The sequence below is a fragment of the Paenarthrobacter sp. NPDC090522 genome (genome assembly GCF_044769225.1).
Classification (GTDB): Bacteria; Actinomycetota; Actinomycetes; order Actinomycetales; family Micrococcaceae; genus Arthrobacter.
Window position 1 is genome coordinate 135,522 of sequence record NZ_JBIVXL010000001.1, and the last position, 23,694, is coordinate 159,215.

Annotated in this window: 20 protein-coding genes; 4 read left to right on the forward strand and 16 right to left on the reverse strand. The window is 63.8% G+C overall.

The window, feature by feature from the left end; all coding sequences use genetic code 11:
• Window positions 1–14: 14 nt before the first annotated feature.
• From secG to ACIQT2_RS00690, 14 genes are all read right to left on the reverse strand, one after another.
• Entirely contained in the window at window positions 15–272 is a 258-nt protein-coding gene (gene secG, locus ACIQT2_RS00625) for a preprotein translocase subunit SecG (RefSeq protein WP_017198454.1), read from the reverse strand.
• Window positions 273–308: 36 nt separating this feature from the next.
• The gene (gene tpiA, locus ACIQT2_RS00630; RefSeq protein WP_400332306.1) at window positions 309–1,124 is read right to left on the reverse strand and encodes a triose-phosphate isomerase; all 816 of its coding nucleotides are present in this window, start codon (window positions 1,122–1,124) and stop codon (window positions 309–311) included.
• Window positions 1,125–1,199: 75 nt separating this feature from the next.
• On the reverse strand, window positions 1,200–2,426 hold the full coding sequence (locus ACIQT2_RS00635; RefSeq protein WP_402942576.1) for a phosphoglycerate kinase: 1,227 nt from the start codon (window positions 2,424–2,426) through the stop codon (window positions 1,200–1,202).
• 9 nt (window positions 2,427–2,435) lie between these two features.
• The gene (gene gap, locus ACIQT2_RS00640; RefSeq protein WP_400269409.1) at window positions 2,436–3,446 is read right to left on the reverse strand and encodes a type I glyceraldehyde-3-phosphate dehydrogenase; all 1,011 of its coding nucleotides are present in this window, start codon (window positions 3,444–3,446) and stop codon (window positions 2,436–2,438) included.
• Window positions 3,447–3,716: 270 nt separating this feature from the next.
• Entirely contained in the window at window positions 3,717–4,340 is a 624-nt protein-coding gene (locus tag ACIQT2_RS00645) for a superoxide dismutase (protein ID WP_400332301.1), read from the reverse strand.
• A 177-nt stretch (window positions 4,341–4,517) separates the two neighbouring features.
• A complete protein-coding gene (gene whiA / locus ACIQT2_RS00650; RefSeq protein ID WP_018777554.1) occupies window positions 4,518–5,498 on the reverse strand; it encodes a DNA-binding protein WhiA in 981 nt (326 codons plus the stop codon).
• 13 nt (window positions 5,499–5,511) lie between these two features.
• A complete protein-coding gene (gene yvcK / locus ACIQT2_RS00655) occupies window positions 5,512–6,528 on the reverse strand; it encodes a uridine diphosphate-N-acetylglucosamine-binding protein YvcK (protein WP_402942580.1) in 1,017 nt (338 codons plus the stop codon).
• A complete protein-coding gene (rapZ, locus tag ACIQT2_RS00660; RefSeq protein ID WP_397321774.1) occupies window positions 6,528–7,451 on the reverse strand; it encodes an RNase adapter RapZ in 924 nt (307 codons plus the stop codon). The genes yvcK and rapZ overlap by 1 nt, the downstream gene beginning before the upstream one ends.
• A 111-nt stretch (window positions 7,452–7,562) precedes the next feature.
• Window positions 7,563–9,575 (reverse strand): excinuclease ABC subunit UvrC, encoded by a 2,013-nt coding sequence (gene uvrC, locus ACIQT2_RS00665; RefSeq protein ID WP_402942583.1) that lies wholly within the window; start codon window positions 9,573–9,575, stop codon window positions 7,563–7,565.
• A 52-nt stretch (window positions 9,576–9,627) separates the two neighbouring features.
• Window positions 9,628–10,296 (reverse strand): lysophospholipid acyltransferase family protein, encoded by a 669-nt coding sequence (locus ACIQT2_RS00670; RefSeq protein WP_400332291.1) that lies wholly within the window; start codon window positions 10,294–10,296, stop codon window positions 9,628–9,630.
• A complete protein-coding gene (locus tag ACIQT2_RS00675) occupies window positions 10,283–10,999 on the reverse strand; it encodes an HAD hydrolase-like protein (RefSeq protein WP_402942586.1) in 717 nt (238 codons plus the stop codon). Before ACIQT2_RS00675 ends, ACIQT2_RS00670 begins: the two co-directional genes overlap by 14 nt.
• Window positions 11,000–11,079: 80 nt before the next feature.
• Window positions 11,080–14,007, reverse strand: coding sequence for an excinuclease ABC subunit UvrA (gene uvrA / locus ACIQT2_RS00680; RefSeq protein ID WP_402942589.1), 2,928 nt, complete (start codon window positions 14,005–14,007; stop codon window positions 11,080–11,082).
• A gap of 65 nt (window positions 14,008–14,072) precedes the next feature.
• Entirely contained in the window at window positions 14,073–14,453 is a 381-nt protein-coding gene (locus tag ACIQT2_RS00685) for a GntR family transcriptional regulator (RefSeq protein WP_397321770.1), read from the reverse strand.
• Window positions 14,454–14,589: 136 nt separating this feature from the next.
• Window positions 14,590–15,369: a trans-aconitate 2-methyltransferase gene (locus tag ACIQT2_RS00690; protein WP_402942592.1), complete on the reverse strand. Its 780-nt coding sequence runs from the start codon at window positions 15,367–15,369 to the stop codon at window positions 14,590–14,592.
• Window positions 15,370–15,439: 70 nt separating this feature from the next.
• Here ACIQT2_RS00690 and ACIQT2_RS00695 point away from each other — a divergent pair, with 70 nt between their 5' ends.
• The 4 genes from ACIQT2_RS00695 to ACIQT2_RS00710 are packed head-to-tail and all read left to right on the forward strand — an operon-like array spanning window position 15,440 to window position 21,224.
• The gene (locus ACIQT2_RS00695) at window positions 15,440–17,974 is read left to right on the forward strand and encodes a DEAD/DEAH box helicase (RefSeq protein ID WP_402942595.1); all 2,535 of its coding nucleotides are present in this window, start codon (window positions 15,440–15,442) and stop codon (window positions 17,972–17,974) included.
• 11 nt (window positions 17,975–17,985) lie between these two features.
• A complete protein-coding gene (locus tag ACIQT2_RS00700; protein ID WP_402942598.1) occupies window positions 17,986–19,356 on the forward strand; it encodes a CoA transferase in 1,371 nt (456 codons plus the stop codon).
• 13 nt (window positions 19,357–19,369) lie between these two features.
• The gene (locus ACIQT2_RS00705; protein WP_402942601.1) at window positions 19,370–19,882 is read left to right on the forward strand and encodes a GNAT family N-acetyltransferase; all 513 of its coding nucleotides are present in this window, start codon (window positions 19,370–19,372) and stop codon (window positions 19,880–19,882) included.
• A complete protein-coding gene (locus tag ACIQT2_RS00710; RefSeq protein WP_402942604.1) occupies window positions 19,875–21,224 on the forward strand; it encodes an alpha/beta fold hydrolase in 1,350 nt (449 codons plus the stop codon). The genes ACIQT2_RS00705 and ACIQT2_RS00710 overlap by 8 nt, the downstream gene beginning before the upstream one ends.
• Here ACIQT2_RS00710 and ACIQT2_RS00715 read toward each other — a convergent pair.
• Both ACIQT2_RS00715 and ACIQT2_RS00720 read right to left on the reverse strand, forming a co-directional pair.
• Complete coding sequence (locus tag ACIQT2_RS00715) at window positions 21,221–22,531, reverse strand: MFS transporter (RefSeq protein WP_402942607.1); 1,311 nt, start codon at window positions 22,529–22,531, stop codon at window positions 21,221–21,223. The two genes, ACIQT2_RS00710 and ACIQT2_RS00715, sit on opposite strands and share 4 nt — an antisense overlap.
• Window positions 22,532–22,560: 29 nt before the next feature.
• Complete coding sequence (locus tag ACIQT2_RS00720; protein ID WP_402942610.1) at window positions 22,561–23,586, reverse strand: TerC family protein; 1,026 nt, start codon at window positions 23,584–23,586, stop codon at window positions 22,561–22,563.
• Window positions 23,587–23,694 lie beyond the last annotated feature (108 nt).

Consider the following 23,694-nt stretch of genomic DNA (forward strand, 5'->3'; position numbering starts at 1 on the left):
CTTTCCGGAGAAGATCAGGAATCCCCGCCGGAGGTGAAACGCATGATGAGGCCGAGGCCGATGATGACCACTCCCCAGGTGATGCCAAGGATGATGGTGAACCTGTTGAGGTTCCGCTCTGCAACTCCGGACGAGCTCAAACCGGAGCTCATGCCACCACCGAACATATCGGACAAGCCGCCACCACGGCCCTTGTGCAGGAGAATGAGCAGCGTCAGCAGAAGGCTGGTAATGCCCAGCAGGATCTGCAGGATAACTTGAAGAACGTCCACGACGGCCTTTCGAAGAAGCGGAAAGCGGGAGCCGGACTAGTCCGTGACGAGGTGGCTCTCGAACCTGACAATGTTAGCAAACTCCGCCGGGTCAAGGCTGGCGCCACCCACCAGGAGACCGTCCACGTCCGGCTCGGCAAGGATCGCGGCGGCATTGTTGGCCTTGACCGATCCGCCGTACAGCAGGCGGGTCTTGGCAGCGACATCGGCATCGAACAGTTCTGTCAGCTCGGCGCGGATGGCGGCACACATTTCCTGTGCGTCCTCAGGTCCGGCGACTTCGCCGGTTCCGATGGCCCATACGGGTTCGTAGGCAACCACCAGATCAGCTGCCTGCTCCGCGGTGAGGCCTTCAACGTCGGTCCGAAGCTGTGCAAGCGTGTGCTCCACGTGCGTGCCGGCCTGGCGGACCTCGAGTCCCTCGCCAACACAGAGGACGGGGGTGACCTCGTGCCGGTAAGCGGCCTTGACTTTGGCGTTCAGGACCTCGTCGGATTCATGGTGGATAGTCCGGCGCTCACTGTGCCCCACCAGAACATACGAGCAGCCCAGCTTGTTGAGGAACTGGCCGGAAATGTCGCCCGTGTAGGCACCCGAGTCGAACTGGGACAGATCCTGGCCACCGTAAGCGACCTCGAGGTCGTCGCCCTGAACCAGCGTCTGCACGCCACGGAGATCGGTGAAGGGCGGGAAGACCGCCACTTCAACACGCTTGTAGTCGTGCTTCGCGTCGTCAAGCGTCCACGCGAGCTTCTGCAGCAACGTGATGCCCTGGACGTGGTCCATGTTCATCTTCCAGTTGCCTGCGATAAAGGGTTTGCGGACAAAATTGCCGTTGGCAGAGGTAGTCACGTGAACTCCAAAGGGATGCGTTGAATATGGACGGCCGGCGGGACGCAAGCGCGTCCCGCCGGCCGGTTACTGTATTTAGCGGTCCAGGACGCTGAGTCCCGGAAGTTCCTTGCCTTCGAGGTACTCGAGGCTGGCACCGCCACCGGTTGAGATGTGGCCAAACTGCTCGTCGTCGAAACCCAGGGTTCGGACGGCGGCGGCGGAGTCACCACCACCGACGACGGTGAACGCCACGGTATCTGTCAGGGCCTGGGCAATGGCACGCGTGCCGGCCGAGAAGGCCTCGAACTCGAAGACGCCCATGGGGCCATTCCAGAAGACGGTTTTTGCACCCTCGATCTGGGCAGCAAAAGCAGTTGCGGATTCAGGTCCGATGTCCAGGCCGATGCCGGCCGTTCCAAAGGAACTTTCCTCGATGGCATCCGCCTTGACGACCTCATGGTCGGCATCGGCCGCGAAACGGCTGGCCACCACGACGTCCGTGGGGATGACGAAGGAGGTTCCGGCGTCGGCTGCGCGTTTGAGGTAGTCCTGGACCACGGGGATCTGGTCTTCCTCAAGCAGGCTGCCTGCCACCTTGTGCCCTGCGGCAGCCAGGAACGTGAACAGCATGCCGCCACCCACAAGGATGGTGTCGGCCTTGCCCAGAAGGTTGTCGATGACCGCAAGCTTGTCGGAGACCTTGGATCCACCGAGCACCACCACGTAGGGACGCTGCGTATCCGCGGTGAGCTTCCGGAGGACTTCGACTTCGGTGTGGACGAGGTCGCCCAGGTACGACGGCAGCCGAGTAGCGACGTCGTAAACGCTCGCGTGCTTGCGGTGGACAGCACCGAAGGCGTCATCCACGAACGCGCCGTTGTCTCCGGTCAGCGCTACCAGTTCGTCGGCAAAAGCGCCACGCTCGGCGTCGTCCTTGCTGGTTTCACGGGCGTCGAAGCGGACGTTCTCCAGGACGAGCACTTCGCCGTCCTGAAGGCCGGCTGCAAGGGCCTTGGCGGACTCGCCAACGGTGTCCCCGGCCAGGGTGACCTTGAAGTCTGCCAGTTCCGCGAGGCGGGCTGCTGCGGGCTGCAAGGAGTACTTCTCCTCGGGAGTCCCCTTGGGTCGTCCGAGGTGGGCTGTTACGAGCACACGGGCACCGGCGTCCGAGAGCTTCTTGAGGACCGGAAGGGAGGCCTTGATGCGGCCGTCGTCGGTCACTGTAGAGCCGTCGAGCGGCACATTGAGGTCACTTCTGACCAAAATGTACCGCCCGCGGACACCTTCAGCGATGAGTTCGTTGAGGGTGTGAGATGTCATGTGTCTACCCTAGCCCAGCTTGGATGCGACGAGCTCCGTGAGGTCGACGAGGCGGTTGGAGTAGCCCCATTCGTTGTCATACCAGGAAACAACCTTGACCTGGTTGCCGATCACCTTGGTGAGGCCGGAGTCGAAGATGGAGGATGCCGGGTCACCAACGATGTCCGAAGAGACGATCGGGGCGTCCGTGTAGCTCAGGATTCCTGCCCACTGCTCGGACTCGGCGGCAGCCTTGATGGCAGCGTTGACCTCAGCGACAGTGACTTCGCGGGAAACAGTGACCGTGAGGTCCGTTGCCGAGCCGGTGGGGACGGGAACGCGGATGGCGTAACCATCCAGCTTGCCCTTGAGCTCGGGGAGGACCAGGCCGATTGCCTTGGCTGCACCCGTGGACGTGGGAACCATGTTGATGGCTGCTGCACGCGCGCGGCGGAGGTCGCCGTGGGGGCCGTCCTGGAGGTTCTGGTCGGCAGTGTAGGCGTGGACCGTGGTCATGAGGCCACGCTCGATGCCGAAGGCGTCGTTGACTACCTTGGCCAGCGGGCCGAGGCAGTTGGTGGTGCAGGACGCGTTGGAGATGATGTTGTGCGCTGCGGGGTCGTACTGGGAGTCGTTGACGCCCATGACGATGGTGATGTCTTCGTCGCTGGCAGGAGCGGAGATCAGGACCTTCTTGGCACCGGCGTCGATGTGCTTCTGCGCCGCTGCGGCCTTGGTGAAGAACCCGGTGGACTCGATGACGATGTCCACGCCGAGGTCTGCCCACGGAAGGTTGGCGGGATCGCGCTCTGCGAGGACCTTGATGGACTTGCCGTCCACGACGAGGTTGCCGTCCACAACTTCCACCGACTGGGTCAGGCGGCCACCGACGGAGTCGTACTTCAGAAGGTGGGCGAGGGTCTCAGGGCTGGTGAGGTCGTTGACGGCTACGATCTCAAGGTCAGCGCCCTGGGCCAGCGCTGCGCGGAAGTAGTTGCGGCCAATGCGGCCGAAGCCGTTGATACCAATACGGGTGGTCACTGTTTGTCAATCTCCTTGGTGCTCTTGCAAGCACGCCTCGTGAGTTGGGTTTTTAGGTCCAACCAACAGACCCCGCACGTCATTGGGCAGAGGTGATTATCAGATCGGAGGGCGACCAGCCACGTTGCTGAAGGCTAACCGCCTTCCGTGACCCATCTTACGTTTAACTGAGCCTGCCCCCGCAACTGCGGGGGCAGGCATTTCAGCATTTGGCCCTAATTCACTGAAAAAGTGACATTTGTTACACCAGTGTCAACCAGGGCTCACCAGCTACAGGACGATGAGGCCCGTGGCGTTGGCGCGGGCTGCTTCGAAGCGCTTGGCAACGTCGGCCCAGTTCACGATGTTCCAGAACGCCTTGACGTAGTCGGCCTTGACGTTCACGTAGTCCAGGTAGAAGGCGTGCTCCCACATGTCGAGCATCAGCAGCGGGGTGGTTCCCACGGCAACGTTGCCCTGCTGGTCGTAGAGCTGTTCGATGAGCAGGTTGCCGGCGATGGGCTCGTAGGCCAGGAAAGCCCAGCCGGAGCCCTGCAGGCCAAGAGCAGCTGCGGTGAACTGTGCGCGGAAGGCATCGAACGAGCCGAAAGCGTCGTCGATGGCTGCTGCGAGTTCGCCTTCGGGCTTGTCGCCGCCGTCCGGGGAGATGTTGTTCCAGAAGACGGAGTGGTTGATGTGGCCACCGGTGTGGAACGCGAGGTCCTTGGAGAGGCGGTTGATGTTGGCGTAGTCGCCCTTGTCACGGGCTTCGGCCAACTGCGCCAGCGCATTGTTGGCGCCGGCAACGTAGGCAGCGTGGTGCTTGCTGTGGTGCAGCTCCATGATCTTTGCCGAAATGTGCGGCTCGAGTGCTGCGTAGTCGTAGCCGAGCTCGGGCAGAACGTACTCTGTCACGAAATCCTCCAATGTCATGGACCGAAGTCCGGTTTGGTAACTCTCGTTGTGTTCATCCGACCGGCTGGGCGGCCGGAAATCCTTGGCGAAGAAGCCTGCGATTGCCTCCAAAGGGGGTCAACCCGTGGGGGCTTCACAGTATTTCCTTCCGCGCACTTTTGATTCTAGGGGCGTGGACTACTCGTCCATCATTTCCGGAGTCACATTTGCTTCCGTACCCGGAATTCCCAAATCCAACGCGCGTTTGTCTGCCATGGCCAGCAAACGGCGGATACGCCCGGCAATGGCGTCCTTGGTCATGGGCGGATCTGCCAACCGGCCGAGTTCGTCCAGGCTGGCTTGTTTATGCGCAACGCGTAATTCCCCCGCATATTTGAGGTGGTCCGGCACGTCGTCGCCCAGGATCTCCAAGGCGCGGTCCACCCTGGCACCCGCAGCCACGGCGGCCTGGGCCGAGCGGCGCAGGTTGGCGTCGTCGAAATTCGCGAGCCGGTTGGCGGTTGCCCGTACTTCCTTGCGCATGCGCCGCTCTTCCCAGACCATCAGGGCATCATGCGCGCCCATCCTTGTCAGGAGGGCCGCGATGGTGTCGCCGTCCCGGATGACCACCCGGTCCACGCCGCGTACTTCGCGCGCCTTCGCCTGGATGCCCAAGCGCCGGGCGGCGCCGACCAAAGCCAGCGCCGACTCGGGGCCGGGACAAGTGACTTCGAGCGACGATGACCGGCCGGGTTCGGTGAGGGAACCGTGGGCAAGGAACGCGCCACGCCAGACGGCCTCGGCATCGGCCGCAGAACCGTTCACCACGACGGAGGGCAATCCCCTGACGGGCCTGCCGCGGCCGTCGAGCAAGCCGGTCTGCCGGGCCAGGGCCTCGCCGTCACGGACTACCCGGACCACATAACGGCTCCCCCGCCGGAGGCCGCCGCCGGACACGACAATGATTTCGCTCTGGTGGCCGTAGACCTCCGCAATGGCCGCCCGGAGCCGCCTGGCGGTGGATGCCAGGTCCACCTCTGCCTCGATGACGATCCGCCCGGAAATAATGTGCAAGCCCCCGGCGAAGCGAAGCATCGCTGAAACTTCGGCCTTGCGGACTGAGGACTTCTTGATGTCCAGCCGGGACAGTTCGTCCTTGACCGACGCGGTAAGTGCCATCGCGTATGTGTTCCTAACTGTTCCCGAAAATATCGTGGTATGCCGCTGCCAAGAGCAGGGGATCATGGACGGGGCGGCGCCTCGACGCCCCTACTCTACCCAACACGACTTCCGCGCCGATCATCCCAGCGGCCTTCTCGAAAGCCTTGAGGTCCGGGATTGCCGTGGGGTCGGCAAGGACCACGTCCACGCTGAACTCGGGGGCATAGCGGCGCAGGACGTCGAGGTGGTCCGCCGCGGTCATGCCCGACGTCTCCTTTGTCTCCATGTCCAGGTTCATGGTCAGGCAGCGCTTGGCCGTGGTTTCGCCCAGGGCCTGCCGCAGTTCCGGCAACAAAAGATGCGGAAGCACGGAGGTGTACCAGGAACCCGGCCCAAGGATCACCCAATCGGCAAGTTCGATGGCGGTCAGGGCCTCCGTGCAGGCTGGAGCATCTCCCGGGAGGAGTTGGACGTCCTCAAGCTTCCCGGCAACAGCGCATTTGGCCTGTCCGCTGACGGTCCGGAGTTCGTGTCCGCCTCCGGGCAAGTCCACCCGGGCCTGGCCTTCGATGGTCAGGGGAACGCTGGACATGGGAAGGACCTGGCCGCGGGCCCCCAGAAGGGCCCCCGCCCATTTGAGGCCGGCCACCGTGTCCCCCAGCAACTCCCAGAGCGTGACAATAAGGAGGTTGCCCATGGCATGGTTGTCCAGCGAGCCACCCTTCGCCGTGCCGGCGTCGAAGCGGTGCTGCATGACATCGCGCCACGTCCTGCCCCAGTCCGTATCGTCACACAGGGCGCTCAGCGCCATTCGCAAATCACCGGGCGGGAGGACACCGTACTCGTCCCTGAGACGCCCGGAAGAACCGCCGTCGTCCGCTACCGTGACGATCGCCGTCAGTTCGGAGGTCAGCAGACGCAAGGCGGACAGGGACGCAGCCAATCCATGGCCTCCGCCCAAGGCGACCACGGATGGACTCTTGTGCTGCTGGCTGCCGGGAACGCCCTTCGGCGGGATCAGGGGCAGCGGGCCGGTCAGGACGCCCATTACTCGCGGCCCAGGTCGCGGTGGGTGGTGGTGACGGTGACCCGCGGGTACTGCGCCAGCCTCTTGGAAAGCTCGACGGCGACAGCCACCGAACGGTGCTTTCCGCCCGTGCAGCCAACAGCCAATGTGGCGTAGTGCTTGTTCTCCTGGCGATAGCCGTCCAGGACGGGTTCCAGGGCGCTGACGTAGCGATCCACGAACTCGTGCACGCCGTTGGCGGCCAGGACGTAGTCGCTGACGTCCTGGTCCAGGCCGGTGTGGGGGCGCAACTGCGGGACCCAGTGCGGATTGGGAATGAAGCGGGCATCAGCCACGAAGTTCGCGTCCACGGGTAGTCCGTACTTGAAGCCGAAGCTCATGACGTTGAGCCGCAACGTCACGGGCCCGGTGTCGCTGAACAGTTCCGTAATGGCGGTAGCGAGGCCGTGGACGTTGTAATCGGTGGTGTCCAGGACGACGTCCGCATGCTCGCGGAGTTCCCGGAGGACCTCGCGTTCAATGCCGATGCCGTCGAGGATGCGTCCCCCGCCCTGCAGGGGGTGCGGCCTGCGGCCCTGTTCGAAGCGGCGCACCAGGACGTCGTCGCTGGCGTCGAGGAACAGAACGCGGAAAGTGATGCCCGTGGCACTCAGGGCGCCCAGCGCCGTCTGGATGTCCGTGAAGAGGTCCTTGCTGCGGACATCCACGACGACGGCCAGCTTGGGAATCGATTTAGGGGCATGGGACACAATCTCTGCCAATGTACCCAGCATCTGGGGCGGCAGGTTGTCCACCACGTACCACCCGTGGTCCTCGAGGGCATCGGACGCCGTGCTGCGGCCAGCACCGGACATGCCGGTGACCACCAGCAGTTCCGCCTCCGGTGGCTTGACGGGCGTCATGCCGTCCTGCTCCGTGCCGGATCCTGCCGTTGACTCGTCCATCAGTCGTCCCCGTTTCCTCGGAAGTCGTATGTGGCCCATGGTGCTGCCGGAGGGAAGCACCATGGACCGGTGGCGTCGCGAAGGCTGCCACCGGTCAAGTTCTTACCCTAGCTAAGATTCAAGGATTTCGCCGGTGGTCATGTTGATGGCAGGGGCCGCCCCACCTGCGTTTTCTCCCGAGCCGAGATGCTGGACCACGGCCGCTGCGAGAGCAGGCCCGATCCCCTTGGCCATGGTGAGTTCCCCGACACTGGCCGCTTTGATCTTCTTCAGCGAACCGAAATGGGCGATCAGCGCCTTGCGCTTCGCTTCGCCCAATCCCGGGACGCCGTCGAGGGCCGAAACCGTCATGGCTTTCCCACGTTTTTGCCGGTGGAACGTGATGGCAAAACGGTGGGCTTCGTCGCGGATCCGCTGCAGGAGGTACAGCCCCTGGGACGTCCGGGGAAGGATCACCGGGAAGTCGCTGTCCGGGAGCCACACTTCTTCGAGGCGCTTGGCCAGGCCCACGACGTAAACGTCGTCGATCCCCAGTTCCGCCAGGGCACGGGCGGCCGCGTTGACCTGCGGTTGGCCGCCATCCACCACCACCAAGTTGGGCGGATAGGCGAACTTCGCCTTGGGCGCCGGCAGCGTGGGATCCGACGGCGGCTGCTCCGTTCCGGCGGTTGCCGCAGCTCGCGTCGGATTGACGATTTCGCCTGAAACCGGGACCTGCGCGGCTTTGTCGTTCAGGTAGTGCCTGAAACGGCGGGTCAGGACGTCGTGCATCGCGGCGGTGTCGTCCGCGGCCGCCGGTCCCGTGATGGAGAACTTCCGGTAGTCGGACTTCTTGGGCAGCCCATCCTCCACCACCACCATGGAGGCCACCACGTTGGTGCCCTGCACATGCGAGATATCGAAGCACTCGATGCGGAGCAGCGGCACCGGCAATTCCAGGGCTTCCTGCAGTTCCTGGAGGGCCAGGGACCGCACCGTGATGTCTCCCGCCCGGCGCGTCTTGTGAAGCTTGAGCGCCTGCTCGGCGTTCTCCCTGACCGTGGACATGAGCGCTGCCTTGTCGCCGCGCTGCGGAACCCGGATGTCCACCTTGGCGCCGCGCAATCCCCCGAGCCATTCGGCAAGCTCGGCATGGTTGCTCGGATTCTCAGGGACCAGGACCTCGCGGGGAATGCGGCCCTGTACCTCGCTGTCCTCCCCGTAGACCTGCTGCAGCAGGTGTTCGATGAGCTCCGGGGTGGTGGCATCTTCCACTTTCTCCACTACCCAGCCGCGCTGGCCCCGGACACGGCCACCACGCACATGGAAGACCTGCACGGACGCTTCCAGTTCGTCGTCGTGCAGGGCGAAGACATCGGCATCCGTATCCTCGGCAAGGACTACGGCGTTCCGTTCAAACACCTTGCGCAGCGCGATGATGTCATCCCGGAGTCCCGCCGCCCGCTCGTAGTCGAGTTCCGCGACGGCCGCGGCCATGTCCTTTTCCAGCCTGCTGATGAAGCGCTTGGCCTCGCCGCCCATGAATGAGCAGAAATCCTCCGCCAGGGCTCGGTGTTCATCCGGGGTCACCCGGCCCACGCAGGGGGCGGAGCATTTGTCGATGTAGCCCAGCAGGCAGGGCCGTCCGCTGGCTTCGGCACGCTTGAAGACACCCGCGCTGCAACTGCGCACGGGAAAGACGCGAAGGAGGGTGTCCATGGTTTCACGGATGGCCCCGGCGGTATAGGGACCAAAGTACCGCGTTCCCTTGCGGCGCTCGCCCCGCATCACCTGGACACGCGGATACTTCTCCCCCATGGTGACGGCCAGGTAGGGATAGGTCTTGTCGTCCCGGAAGACCACGTTGAAGCGCGGCTTGAACTCCTTGATCCAGGTGTACTCCAACTGGAGGGACTCCAGCTCGCTGCCCACCACGGTCCACTCGACGCTGCTCGCGGCATGCACCATGGCATGCGTCTTGGGTAGCAGGCCCGCCGGATTGGCGAAATAGGAGTTGAGCCTGGAGCGAAGGTTCTTTGCCTTGCCTACGTAGATCACACGGCCGTGCGGGTCGCGGAACCGGTAGACGCCCGGGGTGGTGGGAATTTCGCCCGTTTGGGGGCGGTAACTTGCTGGATGTGCCACGGTTCAAGTCTAGTGAACGGCACTGACACCAAATGCCAAACGTGGTGTGCGGCTACTCCACAACCTTGCTCTGGTTGTAGCTGGTGGAGCGTTCCTGGCCACTGAGTTCAGCAATGGCGTCCATGATCCGATCCGTCACTTCACGCCGTGCAGGCAAAGAATGGTCAGGGCCGGTCTTGTCGAAATACAGCGGCTCGCCGACCTTCATGGTGAAATGCTGGGGCCGGACGGCGTTCTTGTCCGCCGGTTGCAGCTTTTCCGTCCCGATCAAGCCGACGGGAATGACCGGCGCACCAGTGGTCAGGGCAAGCCAGCCAACGCCTGTCCTGCCGCGGTAGAGGATGCCATCCCGGGATCGGGTACCTTCCGGATAGATGCCGATTCCCTTGCCCGCTTCAAGGATGTCCAGCAGTGTCTTGAGTGCCTGCACGCTCGCAGCCTGCTCGCCACGCTCCACGGGAATGGAACCCACGGCTTCGAAAAAGGACTTCATCACTGCACCCTTGACGCCCTTGGTGGTGAAGTACTCAGCCTTGGCGAAGAACGCCACGGGTCGCGGCATGAGTGCCTGGACAATGACACTGTCCAGGAAGGAAAGGTGGTTGGGCGCAACAATGAACGGGCCTTCCTTGGGCACGTTCTCGAGGCCGATCACCGTGGGGCGGCACGTGGTGGAAATCAAACCACGCGTGGTCCACCGGATCGCATCAAAGACTGCCATCGTTATGTACCTCGCTCAGGGCTGCCGCACGGACAGCATCAAGTTCTTCGATTTTGCTCCGCAGCCCGGCTGTGTGCTCCACAACCGCTACTGCACCGGCTTCTTCCAACTCACCCTCGGGCGCGAACCCCCAGCGCACGCCAATGCAATCAAGCCCATTGGCCATGGCACCGGCCACGTCCTGGTGCCGGTCCCCCACCATCACGGCAGGCTGGGAGTGGAGTTGCGCCAAGGCCGCTCCAACAATTTCCACCTTGCCTGGGGCGGTGTTCGCGCCCAGGGATTCGTCATCGGAGGCACCACAAATAGCAACAAAGAAATCGGAAATTCCATGGTGCTCCAAGACCATCCGGGCAATGCCCTGCGGCTTCTGCGTTGCCACTGCTACTGCACGGCCCGATTCCGTGAAGAATTCAAGGAGATCAAAGATTCCCGGGTACAGCGTGCTTTGCGCAATGCCGGACTCCCGGTAGTGCCTGCGGTACCGCTCGATGGTTTCATCGACCATTTCCGGCGGAACATTTGCCAAGTGGAGCAACGAATCGCTCAGCTTGGGCCCCACCATGGAATTCAGCACGGCCTGCTCCGGGACCGGGAGGCCCATTTCACGCAGTGCCGCGGAAATGCCCCCCGTGATACCGCCGGCTGGATCGACAAGGGTGCCGTCCAGATCGAATATTACGGGCACCTTTGTTTGAGTCACCGGGTTAGTTTCCCACACGTAGCGGCATGCCCGAAACTCGCATGCCGCTACCGGAATACTTCTTCCGTGGCGGGGAGTGGCTAACCCAGAATCTCGGCCAGGAACTTTGCTGTGTGGCTCTCCGTGGACTTTGCCACCTGTTCCGGGGTCCCCGAAGCCACGATCCGGCCGCCGCCGGAGCCTCCGTTGGGTCCCAGATCCACAATCCAGTCAGCGGACTTGATGACATCCAGGTTGTGCTCGATGGTGATCACCGTATTGCCCTTGTCCACCAGGCCTTGGAGGACCATCAGGAGCTTTCGGATGTCCTCAAAGTGCAGGCCGGTCGTGGGTTCGTCCAGCACGTAGATGCTGCGGCCGTTGGAGCGTTTCTGCAACTCCGCTGCCAGCTTCACGCGCTGCGCCTCGCCACCGGAAAGCGTTGTGGCCGGTTGGCCGAGGCGCACATACCCCAGGCCCACGTCCACCAGGGTATTCAGGTGGCGGGCGATCGGCGTGAACGCAGCGAAGAACTCTGCGGCCTCCTCGATGGGCATGTTGAGGACGTCCGCGATGGTCTTGCCCTTGTAGTGGACCTCCAAAGTTTCCCGGTTGTAGCGCGCGCCGTGGCACACCTCGCACGGGACGTAGACGTCCGGCAGGAAGTTCATCTCGATCTTCAGCGTTCCATCGCCCGAGCAGGCCTCGCAGCGGCCGCCCTTCACGTTGAAGGAGAAACGACCCGGCAGGTACCCACGGACCTTGGCTTCGGTGGTCTCGGCGAACAGCTTCCGGATGTTGTCGAAAACGCCCGTGTACGTTGCCGGGTTGGAGCGCGGCGTCCGGCCAATCGGGCTCTGATCCACGTGCACCACCTTGTCCAGGTGTTCCAGCCCGTTGACGGTACGGTGACGACCCGCCACCTGCTTGGCGCCGTTGAGCTTGTTCGCCAGGACCTTGTACAGGATCTCGTTGACGAGCGTTGACTTGCCCGAACCGCTCACGCCGGTCACGGCGGTGAACAGGCCCAGCGGGAACGTGGCATCAACGTTGTTGAGGTTGTTCTCGCGTGCACCCACAACCTTCAGTTCACGCTTTTTGTCGTATTTTCGACGCTTGGCCGGGACATCGATCTTCCGGCGGCCGGAGAGATAGTCGCCGGTCAGGGACTCCTCGTTGGCAAGGAGTTCCTTGTACGTCCCGGAGTGGACCACCTGGCCACCGTGCTCACCGGCGCCGGGTCCAATGTCCACCACCCAGTCGGCCTCGTGGATGGTGTCTTCGTCATGTTCAACAACGATGAGCGTGTTGCCGAGATCCCGGAGGCGGGTCAGGGTTTCGATGAGGCGGCGGTTGTCCCGCTGGTGCAGGCCAATGGACGGCTCGTCCAGGACATACAGCACTCCCACCAAGCCGGAACCGATCTGCGTGGCCAGTCGGATGCGCTGGGCCTCGCCGCCGGACAGGGTCCCGGAGGGGCGCTCAAGGTTCAGGTATTCCAGCCCGACATCCAGGAGGAAGGTCAGGCGGGCCTGGATTTCCTTCAGCACCTGGTGGGCAATCTGGGCCTCACGGTCCGTCAGCGTCAAACTGCCGAGGAATGCAGCGCACTCCCGCATGGGCAAGGCCGCGACTTCAGCGATGGACTTGCCGTTGATGAGGACTGAAAGCGACGCCGGGTTAAGGCGCGCACCGTTGCACTCGGGGCAGGGAACCTGCCGCATGTACTCTTCGTAGCGGTCACGGGCCCAGTCCGAATCCGTTTCACCGTGCTTGCGGTGGACGTACTGGATGGCGCCTTCAAAACCGGTGCTGTACTTGCGCTCCCGGCCAAAGCGGTTGCGGTACTGCACAACAACCTTGTGGTCCTTGCCGTGCAGCACGGTGTTCCGGACATCCTTCGGCAAGCGCTCCCAGGAAGTATCCATGGAGAAGCCGAGTTCCAAGGCAAGGCCTTCGAGCAGGCGGTTCCAGTATTCCGTGGTTGCGGTGCCCAGGGACCATGGCGCAATGGCGCCCTCGGCCAGGGAAAGCTCCGGATTGGGGACGATCAGTTCCTCGTCCACCTCAAGCTTGGTGCCGATGCCGCTGCAGGCAGAGCAGGCGCCAAAGGGATTGTTGAAGGAGAACGAACGGGGTTCGATCTCGTCGATGGCCAGGGGGTGCTCGTTGGGGCAGGCGAGGTTTTCCGAGAAAGCCCGGATGCGGGCAGGGTCCGCGGCATCGAGGTCCACGAATTCCACCAGCACACGTCCTTCGGCCAGCCCGAGTGCGGTTTCCACGGAATCCGTCAGGCGCTGGCCGATGTCCTCCTTGACCACCAGGCGGTCCACCACCACTTCGATGGTGTGCTTGAACTGCTTGCCCAGCTTGGGAGCCTCGCTGAGCTGGACCAGTTCACCATCCACGCGTGCACGCGAGTAGCCCTTGGCCGTGAGCTCCTTGAAGAGGTCCACGAACTCGCCCTTGCGGCCACGCACAACCGGCGCCAGCACCTGGAAACGGGTTCCCATGTCCAGCTCGAGCAACTGGTCCACGATCTGCTGCGGGGTCTGGCGCGCAATCGGTTCCCCACACACAGGACAGTGCGGCCTGCCGACCCGCGCCCACAGCAGGCGCATGTAGTCGTAGATCTCCGTGATGGTGCCCACCGTGGAACGGGGATTCTTGCTGGTGGACTTTTGGTCGATGGAGACAGCCGGAGAAAGGCCCTCAATGAAATCGACGTCCGGCTTGTCCACTTGTCCCAGGAATTGCCGCGCATAGGCGGAGAGGGACTCAACGTAGCGACGCTGCCCCTCGGCGAAGATGGTATCGAAAGCCAAGGACGACTTGCCTGAACCGGAAAGCCCGGTAAAGACGATCATGGCATCCCTGGGGAGGTCCAGGTCAACGTTGCGCAGGTTGTGTTCGCGGGCTCCCTTGACCACCAAACGGGACAGGTCCGGGCGCACGGGTTTGGCGTCGGGCGCGACCGAAACACGGTTCAGGGCATGGACGGCTGTATCTTCAGCTAAGGCTTTGGGCACCCCACAATGCTAGTCGAAAACGTCTTCGAATTTCCATGTGGTTCCTCACACCCTACCGATCGGTATCAGTCGGCGTCATATGCGGCCGCCAGAAGCTGTACCGCCTCGGCGAACGATGCCCCCTGCGCCTTGGCCGCCGCTGCATACTGGGCCGCTCCTTCCGCCAACGCACCCCACCGGTCATCGCGTGCGCACACCACGGTCCCATTGCGCCCCCTGGTGGCCACCACTCCGGCAGCCTCCAACTCCTTATAGGCGCGGGCAACCGTGTGCGGGGCTACATCCAGGACGCCGGCCAGGTTGCGGACGGGCGGAAGTTTGGCACCTACGGCAAGGACCCCCGAGTCGGCGAGTTCAATGATCCGGAGCCTCAATTGTTCGAACAAGGCAACACCGCTGCTGGTGTTGGGGCGCCACGTCCCGGGGAAGTCAGTGGGGGAAATCATGCCGGACACCGACCGGATGACAACGCCGTGTCCGGCTCAACGAAGCTTCCTTGGTCCATGCCGAGAATTAGACCAGCGACGCACTGCCGGGACAAGGCACTGTTGGCTGTGAAATTCCGCGCGGCGTTGTCCTGCCTCACGGGTTCCTGCGGGCTACGGCAAAGATCCGGCGGAACGGGAAGACGGTTCCGTGCACGGATTCCGGATAGGCGTCCCTAAGCAAGGCAGAGTATTGGCGTTCAAACTCTGCAGCTTCCCCGGGAGGCAAGGCCGCAAGGACCGGCCGCAGCCCGGTTCCCCTGACCCATTCAAGGACCGGGTCCTTGCCCGGCAGGAGCTGCTGGTAGGTGGTCTCCCACGCGTCAGCCGAGCAACCGGCGTCGAGCATGATGTTCAGGTAGTCCGCGGGGCTGCCCACGGCGCCCTCGTGGCGCAGCACGCCACCCAGGCGGGAAGACCAGGTGGACGACTCGGCGAGTTCCCGCATCAGCGCATGCGACGGTGAGGTGAAGTTGCCGGGAACCTGCAGGGCGAACCACGCGCCGGGTTTCAAGGCCCGAAGCCAGCCGCTGAGCATCTCCTGGTGTCCGGCGACCCACTGCAGGGCGGCGTTGGTCACCACGACGTCCGTGTCCGGTCCAGGCTGCCACGTTGCGATGTCGCCCTCGGCAAAGTCCAGCCGGGGCTCCCGCCCGCCCAGGGCCGACGCCTTGGACAGCATTTCCGTGGAGGAATCAATACCCGTGACGCGCGCGTGCGGCCAGCGTTCGGCAAGGGTTGCGGTGAGGTTGCCGGGACCACAACCCAGGTCCACCACCTCGCGGGGGTCGACGGCCTGTACCCGCGCTACGAGGTCATGGAAGGGCCGGTCGCGATGGTTGCCGAACTCGACGTACTTGGACGGATCCCATTTCATTAAAGCCTCCTTGCCACGGGCACCCCTGCAGGAGCGAGCCTAGTGGTTGCGGGCACTAAGCTGGAAACCAATGAAACTTCTTGAGCAGCTTTCCGGTTCAACCGCCTCCAATCCCCTGGGTCCGGACGACATTTACAGCCGCTTTGTTGAGTGGACAGAGAGCCGCGGCCTGCAGCTGTACCCCGCACAGGACGAGGCCGTCATGGAACTTGCTTCGGGAGCCAACGTCATCCTGGCCACGCCCACTGGTTCCGGCAAGTCCATGGTGGCCATCGCGGCGCACTTCGAAGCGATGGCGCGTGGCCGGCGCAGTTACTACACGGCACCCATCAAGGCCCTGGTGTCCGAGAAGTTTTTTGCCTTGTGCGAGATCTTCGGTGCCGAAAATGTCGGCATGATCACGGGTGACTCCGGCGTCAACCAGGACGCACCCATCATCTGCTGCACCGCTGAAATCCTCGCGAACACGGCACTGCGCGAAGGCGCGGCCGCAGAGGTCGGCGCCGTGATCATGGACGAGTTCCACTTCTATGCCGACCCGCAGCGTGGCTGGGCCTGGCAGGTACCACTTTTGGAGTTGCCGCAGGCGCAGTTCCTGCTCATGTCGGCCACGTTGGGCGATGTGACCCGATTCGAAGAAGGACTGACCCAGCTCACCGGCCGGACCACCACAACGGTCAGTTCAGCGGAACGCCCCATTCCGCTGCACTACTACTACCACCAGACGCCTGTCCACGAGACCCTCGAGGAACTGCTGTCCACCAAGCAGGTGCCTGTGTACGTGGTCCACTTCAGCCAGGCCGAAGCGATTGAGCGCGCGCAGAACCTCATGAGCATCAACATGTGCAGCCGGGAAGAAAAGGACCGGATCGCCGAGCTGATCGCCAACTTCCGCTTCGCAGCCGGGTTTGGCAAGACCCTTAACCGCCTGGTCCGCCACGGGATCGGCGTCCACCACGCAGGCATGCTGCCAAAGTATCGCCGTCTGGTGGAACAGTTGGCCCAGGCCGGCTTGCTCAAGGTCATCTGCGGAACGGACACTTTGGGCGTTGGCATCAACGTGCCCATCCGTACGGTGCTGCTCACCGCCTTGAGCAAGTACGACGGCGTCCGCACCCGGGTGCTGAACCCTCGTGAGTTCCATCAGATTGCCGGACGGGCGGGGCGGGCAGGGTACGACACCGCCGGAACCGTTGTGGTCCAGGCCCCTGAACACGTGGTGGAAAACGCCAAGGCGATGGCCAAAGCCACGGCAAAGTTCGGCAATGACCAGAAGAAGCTTCGCCAGGTAGTGAAGAAGAAGCCGCCGGAGGGATTCGTCTCCTGGGGAGAACCGACGTTCAACCGGCTTGTCGAATCCGTTCCGGAGCCTTTGACCTCCAGCTTCACGGTGACGCACGCCATGCTGCTGAACCTGCTGGAGCGGCCCGGCGATCCCTTCCTTGCCACCCGCAGGCTGCTCAGCGAAAACCATGAGACCAGGGCCTCGCAGCTCAAGCTCATGAAAAAGGCCCTGGGTATCTATCGTGAACTGCTGGCCGCCGGTGTGGTGGAGCGGGTTCCGGAGGAAGAGCAGGCAGCCGAAGGGCGTTCGGTCCGGTTGACTGTCCACTTGCAGGCGAACTTTGCGCTCAACCAGCCTCTCTCCCCCTTCGCCCTGGCTGCCCTGGAGTTGCTCGATCCGGAGTCGCCCGCGTACGCGCTGGACGTGGTGTCGGTGATCGAAGCGACGCTGGAGAAGCCCCGGCAAATCCTCTCTGCCCAGCAGAAGAAGGCTCGCGGCGAGGCCGTGGCGGCCATGAAAGCCGATGGAATCGACTACGACCAACGCATGGCCATGCTCGACGAGGTCACCTATCCCATGCCGTTGGCGGACATCCTGGGAGAGGCCTTCGACGTGTACCGCAAGGCCGCGCCGTGGGTGGGCGACTTCGAACTGGCGCCCAAATCCATCATCCGGGACATGTACGAGCGGGCCATGAACTTCGGCGAGTTCGTCCAGTTTTACGGCCTGGCCCGTTCCGAGGGCATTGTGCTGCGCTACCTGGCCGACGGCTTCAGGGCGTTGCGCCAGACGGTGCCCCAGGATTCGTTGCGCGAAGACCTGGAAGACCTCATCGCATGGCTTGGCGAGCTGGTGCGGCAAGTGGACTCGAGCCTGCTCGACGAGTGGGAGGAACTCACCTCCGGCCTGGCACCGACGCCCCACGATGCCCCGCCGCCACCGCCGCCCTCCCTGACCTCGAACCCAAGGGCCTTCCGCGTCATGGTCCGCAACGAAATGTTCCGGCGCGTTGAGCTGTTTGCCGACGAGGATTCAGCTGCCCTGGGCGAACTGGACGCCGACGCGGGCTGGGAAGCGGACAAGTGGGAAGACGTCCTGGACGATTACTTCGACGAACACGATGACATCGGTACGGGACCGGACGCCCGCGGACCGGGACTGCTGATCATCACCGAGGAGCCCGGACTATGGCGTGTCCGGCAAATCTTCGACGACCCGGCAGGCAACCACGACTGGGGCATTTCCGCCGAAGTGGATCTTGCCGCCTCTGACCAGTCCGGCACAGCGGTGGTGAGGGTCACCGCCGTCGACCGCTTGTAAAGGATCGCTCCATGGAAACCGTCCCGGATTTGTCGGAGAGCCTGCGGAACCTGGGCGCCATTGGCCCGGTTCCTGCGGCGGCCTGGGACGGTCCCCGACGCTGGTGGCACGGCCCCCTGGACGTGGAAGGGTTGGCGATCGGCTCCGTCCAGGCCGCAGCCACAGCGTTGAATGCGCTGACGGCGAGCCGGCGGTACCAGGTTTCCGCGGTCCGGACCGCCCACTCCTTCGATTCCCTGGGACACTTGCGCATCGATGGACGGCCGGCGGTGGGTTTTGCGCCCCTGTCAGGTTTCAGGCGGACCTCGGACGGCTGGATCAGGCTGCACGCCAACTATCCCCACCACGCGGCCCGGCTGCTGGAAGCATTGTCCGTGTCCGCAGAGGGTCAGGTTGCGGGTGCCCTGCTGGACTTGACGGCGTTGGAAGCCGAAGCGCTCATCAATGCCGGGGGTGGAGTGGCGGCGGCCGTCCGGAGCCGCGCCGCATGGATCGACGCACCGGGCCACGGCGCAGTCGCATCCCTCCCATGGATCGACACGCATCCGGCCCCGGGACCCGCGCCGGCCGGAAAGCAGTGGCGCCCTTCCTCAGACCCCGGTCGCCCTTTGTTGGGCCTGCGGGTATTGGATCTCACCCGTGTCATCGCCGGTCCCACGGCAACGCGCTTGCTGGGCGCGCTGGGCGCTGATGTCCTGCGGATTGATCCTCCGCAGATCCCGGAATTGCCGGACGCATTCATCGATTCAGGCTTCGACAAGCGAAGTGCCGTGGCGGACTTCGGCAATGCCGTTGACCTGGAGCGTGTACGGGGCCTGGCGGCCACAGCGGACGTGGTGGTCCTGGGGTACCGTGCCGGCGCCCTGGAATCCTTCGGACTCGACGCCCAGGCATTGGCCCAGGACCGCGGCGATGTCATTGTGGCCACGCTGTCCGCCTGGGGTGCCGGACCGTGGGGGCAGCGGCGGGGCTTCGACAGCCTGGTCCAGGCAGCTTCCGGCATCGCCGCAGGTTATGGAACAACGAACGACGGCGGGTGGCGGCCGGGTGCCCTGCCGGTGCAGGCCTTGGACCACGCCACGGGATACGGCCTGGCCGCTGCCGTCCTTGCCCTGCTGGCCGAAAGGCAAGCGAACGGTCGCGGAGGGGTAGCCCGAATGTCCTTGGCCAGGACAGCAGAGGAGCTGTTCCGCTTGGGTCCGGCTGGCGGCGAGGGGACGGACAGCCCGCTGCCCGAGCCGGATTACCGGCAGATGGACAGCACGCACGGTGTCCTCCGGCTCGTCGGACCGCCCCTTACGGTGGACGGCTCACCCTTGGGGTATTCAACGGCGCCGGTGACCTACGGTTCCTCGGAACCGGCTTGGCTCAGCCGCCCCTAGTAAGCTCGGAACCATGAGTCTAATCCGCCCCGCAACTGTCGACGACGTCCCCGCGATCCTTCGCATGATCCATGATCTGGCGATCTATGAGAAGGAACCGGATGCCGTCAAGAACACCCCGGAGATGCTGGAGGATGTGCTGTTCGGGGAGAACCCGAGGGTCTATGCCACCATGGCCGAAAACGCCGCCGGCGAGGTCCAGGGATTCGCACTGTGGTTCCTGAACTACTCCACGTGGGAGGGCGTCCACGGCATTTACCTCGAAGACCTGTACGTCATCCCTGAAGCCCGTGGCGAGGGCCACGGCAAGGCGCTCCTGCAGTACCTGGCCGCGACCGCCGTCGAACGTGGATACGCACGGGTGGAGTGGAGTGTCCTGGACTGGAACGAGCCGTCCATCTGGTTCTACAAGAACCTGGGCGCCTTCCCCATGGAGGAATGGTCCACCTTCCGTTTAACGGGTGATGCCCTGGCCGCATTCGGGACCTCGGGCGCGAACGACGGGAAGGCGCTGGCACGTGGCTGAACAGCACTGGATCCGCGCACGCCACGAGTTCCGTGGGCTGCGGACCGCGGAGCATTTCTTCACCGTTCCCCTCAACCATGGACTCGTGGAAGCCTGGGGAACCAAGGAGGGACACGTTCCGAACGAATCCACCGGGGAGACCATCACGGTCTTTGCCCGCGAGTACTCGTCAACGGAGTACAGCGAAGAAGAAGCCGCGCGGCTCCCGTGGCTTCTCTTCCTCCAGGGCGGTCCCGGTGGTCGCGGCAACCGGGTCACGAACTTGGCGGGGTGGATGAAAGCTGCGGCCAAGGACTTCCGCATCCTCATGCTGGACCAGCGCGGAACGGGCCTTTCCACCCCTGTGGAGCACCACACCTTGGCATTGCGTGGAAACGCAGCAGAGCAAGCAGAATACTTGGCACATTTCCGCGCGGATTCGATTGTTGCGGATTCCGAGTTCATCCGCCGGACCCTTGGCTCGGCTCCCTGGAGCGTGCTGGGGCAGAGCTTCGGCGGCTTCTGTGCGTTGACTTACCTGTCCTTTGCGCCGGAGGGTCTCCGCGAGGTCATGATCACCGGCGGCCTGGCACCCATCCAGGGTCCCGCTGACCGGGTTTACCGGGCCACCTTCCGCCGAGTGGCCGCCCGCAACGCGGAGTTCTTCGCCTGGTACCCGGAGGACCGCGAGGTGGTCACGCGCATTGCCAGGCATCTGGAGGAGACGCCCGAGTACCTCGCCAGTGGTGAACGGCTGACGCCGGAACGTTTCCAAATGGTTGGCTCGTTCCTGGGCGGCAACACCCGGGTGGACGCCCTTCACTACCTCCTGGAGGATGCGTTCGTGGAGACGGCAGCAGGGCCGCGGCTGTCCGAGGCATTCCTGGAGCAGGTACGTTCACTGGTCAGCCGGACTGCCAATCCCCTGTATGCGGTGCTTCACGAGTCCATCTACGGCCAGAGCGAGGCCACCAAATGGGCAGCTTGGCGGGTCTTGGAGGAGTACCCGGAGTTCGAGCCCACGGCAGCCGAACCACTGCTGACGGGCGAGATGGTCTATCCCTGGTACTTCGACCAGGATCCGGCCTTGGTCCCCTACCGTGACGTCGCCGAACTGTTGGCCGCCAAGGAGGACTGGGCCCCGCTGTACGATCCGCATCGCCTGGCCACCAACACCATCCCTGTTGCCGCCGCCGTCTACAAGGACGACATCTACGTGGACCACGAACTCTCCATGGAGACCGTGGCAGCGGTACGCGGCCTCCAGCCGTGGGTCACCGACGACTTCCACCACGATGGCATCGGAGAAGACGGCGAAGGCATCTTCCGCAGGCTCTTCGGACTGGTCCGCGGCGCCCGTTAGGCCGCTGGCCGGATCCTGTACCTGGCCGCAGACGTGAGTACCAGCGCAAGCACCGCTGCGGCCAGGATGCCCCCGGCCACGTTGAGGCCTTGATAGCCAAGCCACGCAAGGACCAGTCCCGACGTGGCGCCACCCACGGCGCCTGCAGCACCCATGAGGGTGTCGGACACACCCTGGACCGTGACGCGCTGGCCCTCTGCCACGCTTTCTGCAAGGAGGGTTGATCCGGCGATGGTCGCTGCCGACCACCCCAGGCCCAGGAGGATCAAACCCACAGTTACCAGGAAGGGCTGGGCATGGCCGAGTCCCGCAACCAGGACAGCAAGCAGGATCAGGCCGTGCCCCATGGCGATGGTGGGATGCCGGCCCGCCTTGTCAGTCAGCCACCCCCAGAGCGGCGAGAGCGCGAACATGCCGGCAATATGCAGTGAAATGGTCACGCCAATCACTACCAGTGCGTCGGTGCTGTCTGTGGTGTGATGTTCAGCGTGCGCACCGCCCACCAGTTGTTGGAGGTGGAGGGGAGTCATGGACATGACCGCCACCATGACTCCATGCGCGGCCACCACAGCCGCCAGCGCAAGGAGCGCCCGCGGCGAGGATCGGATGGCACCAAGCCCCGAACGGACGCTGCCCCGCACGGGTGCCTTCGCTGTTCCTGCAGCCTCGGACGCGAGGCGTCGGGCCAGCAGCAAGGGATCAGGCCGCAGCCCGAGGAACAACAGGGCCGCAGCCAGGAAAAGTCCCACGGCCGAGAAGACAAAGGGCCCGGCGATCGGCGGCAAGCCGAGCGCAGAGCCCACCGCCGCACCCGGCTGGATGAGGTTGGGGCCCGCAACTGCCCCGATGGTGATGGCCCAGACTACGGTGGACAGCGACCTGCCGCGGTGCTCGGCTTCGGCGAGGTCGACGGCGGCAAACCGCGCCTGGAGGTTTGCGGCGGTGCCCAGCCCGAGGAAGGCGCCACCCAGGAGAAGCAACAAGAACGATCCTGCCACCACCGAGGCCATCATGAGCAAGGCCCCCGCCAAGGCCGCAACCAACCCGGTAACGAGGCCTACCCTGCGTCCGCGGGCTTCGGCGAGCCTGGCCAAGGGCAGTGCGGTCAAAGCCGCGGCAAGGGTGAGCACGGTGGTAATCGACCCCGCCCACGCCTCGGAACCCGAGAGATCCACGGCCAGCAAGGAGCCGATGGACAGGGTGGCGCCGTTTCCGACGCCGCTGAGCAACTGCGAGGAACTGAGCAGGAAAACAGTACGGCGCTGGACCCGTTGGGGGTCCAGCGCCGTAGATGAAGTGGTAGTCACCTCACGAGACTACAACGATTGCTGTGCGGTTACTCCGCCTCGCTCATGCTCTTCTTGGCGTCCTCTTCCAGGCGGGCATCGATCTGCGCCTGCCGTGCGGCGGGGCTCAGCAAGCTGGCGGCGACGGCGATCACGATGGTGCCGATGATGACGCCCAGCGAGACGAACGTGGGAATCTCAGGAGCCCATTCGATGTGGTGGCCGCCGTTGATGAACGGAAGTTCGTTGACGTGCATGGCGTGCAGGACCAGCTTGACGCCGATGAACGCAAGGATGACGGACAAGGCGTGCTTGAGGTAAACCAAACGGGTCATGAGGCCACCGAGCAGGAAGTACAGCTGGCGCAGGCCCATCAGGGCGAAGATGTTGGCCGTGAACACGATGAACGCACTTTGCGTCAGGCCGAAGATCGCCGGGATGGAGTCCACCGCGAACAGGAGGTCCGTCATGCCGATGGTGATGAAGACGATCAGCATGGGGGTGAACACTTTTTTGCCGTTGACCGTGGTGCGGATCTTGCCGCCGTCGAACTTCTCCGACATGGGCAGCACCTTGCGGATACGGGCAATCAGGGGGTTTTCAACGTCTTCTTCGTGTTCACCGGAATCAGTGGCCTGCTTCCATGCTGTCCAGAGGAGGAAGGCACCGAAGATGTAGAAGATCCAGCTGAACTGCTCGATCACCACAGCGCCCAGGGCAATGAAGATACCCCGCAGGACCAGCGCGATGATGATGCCCACCATCAGCACTTCCTGCTGGTACTTCCTGGGCACCGAGAAGCGGGCCATGATGATGATGAACACAAAGAGGTTGTCGATACTGAGGCTGTACTCGGTGACCCAACCTGCGACGAATTGGCTGCCGTATTCGGCACCCGTGAAGTAGAACATCGCGCCGGCAAAAACCAACGCCAAAGCAACATAGAAGGCGACCCACAGGCCGGCTTCCTTCATTGAGGGTTCATGGGGACGCTTGACCACCAAAAGAAGGTCGATCAGCAAGATGATTCCGAGGACGACAAACGAGCCGACTTCGAACCAGATAGGGAGCTCCATTAAAGAAGGCCTTTCGCAGGGTACGGGAAAGCGATGTAAGTCTCTCCGGCCAGCCAAATGCGTTCAAGGCATGATGTGGCGGCCCGCTAGGCCCGGCGAGGCATCTGT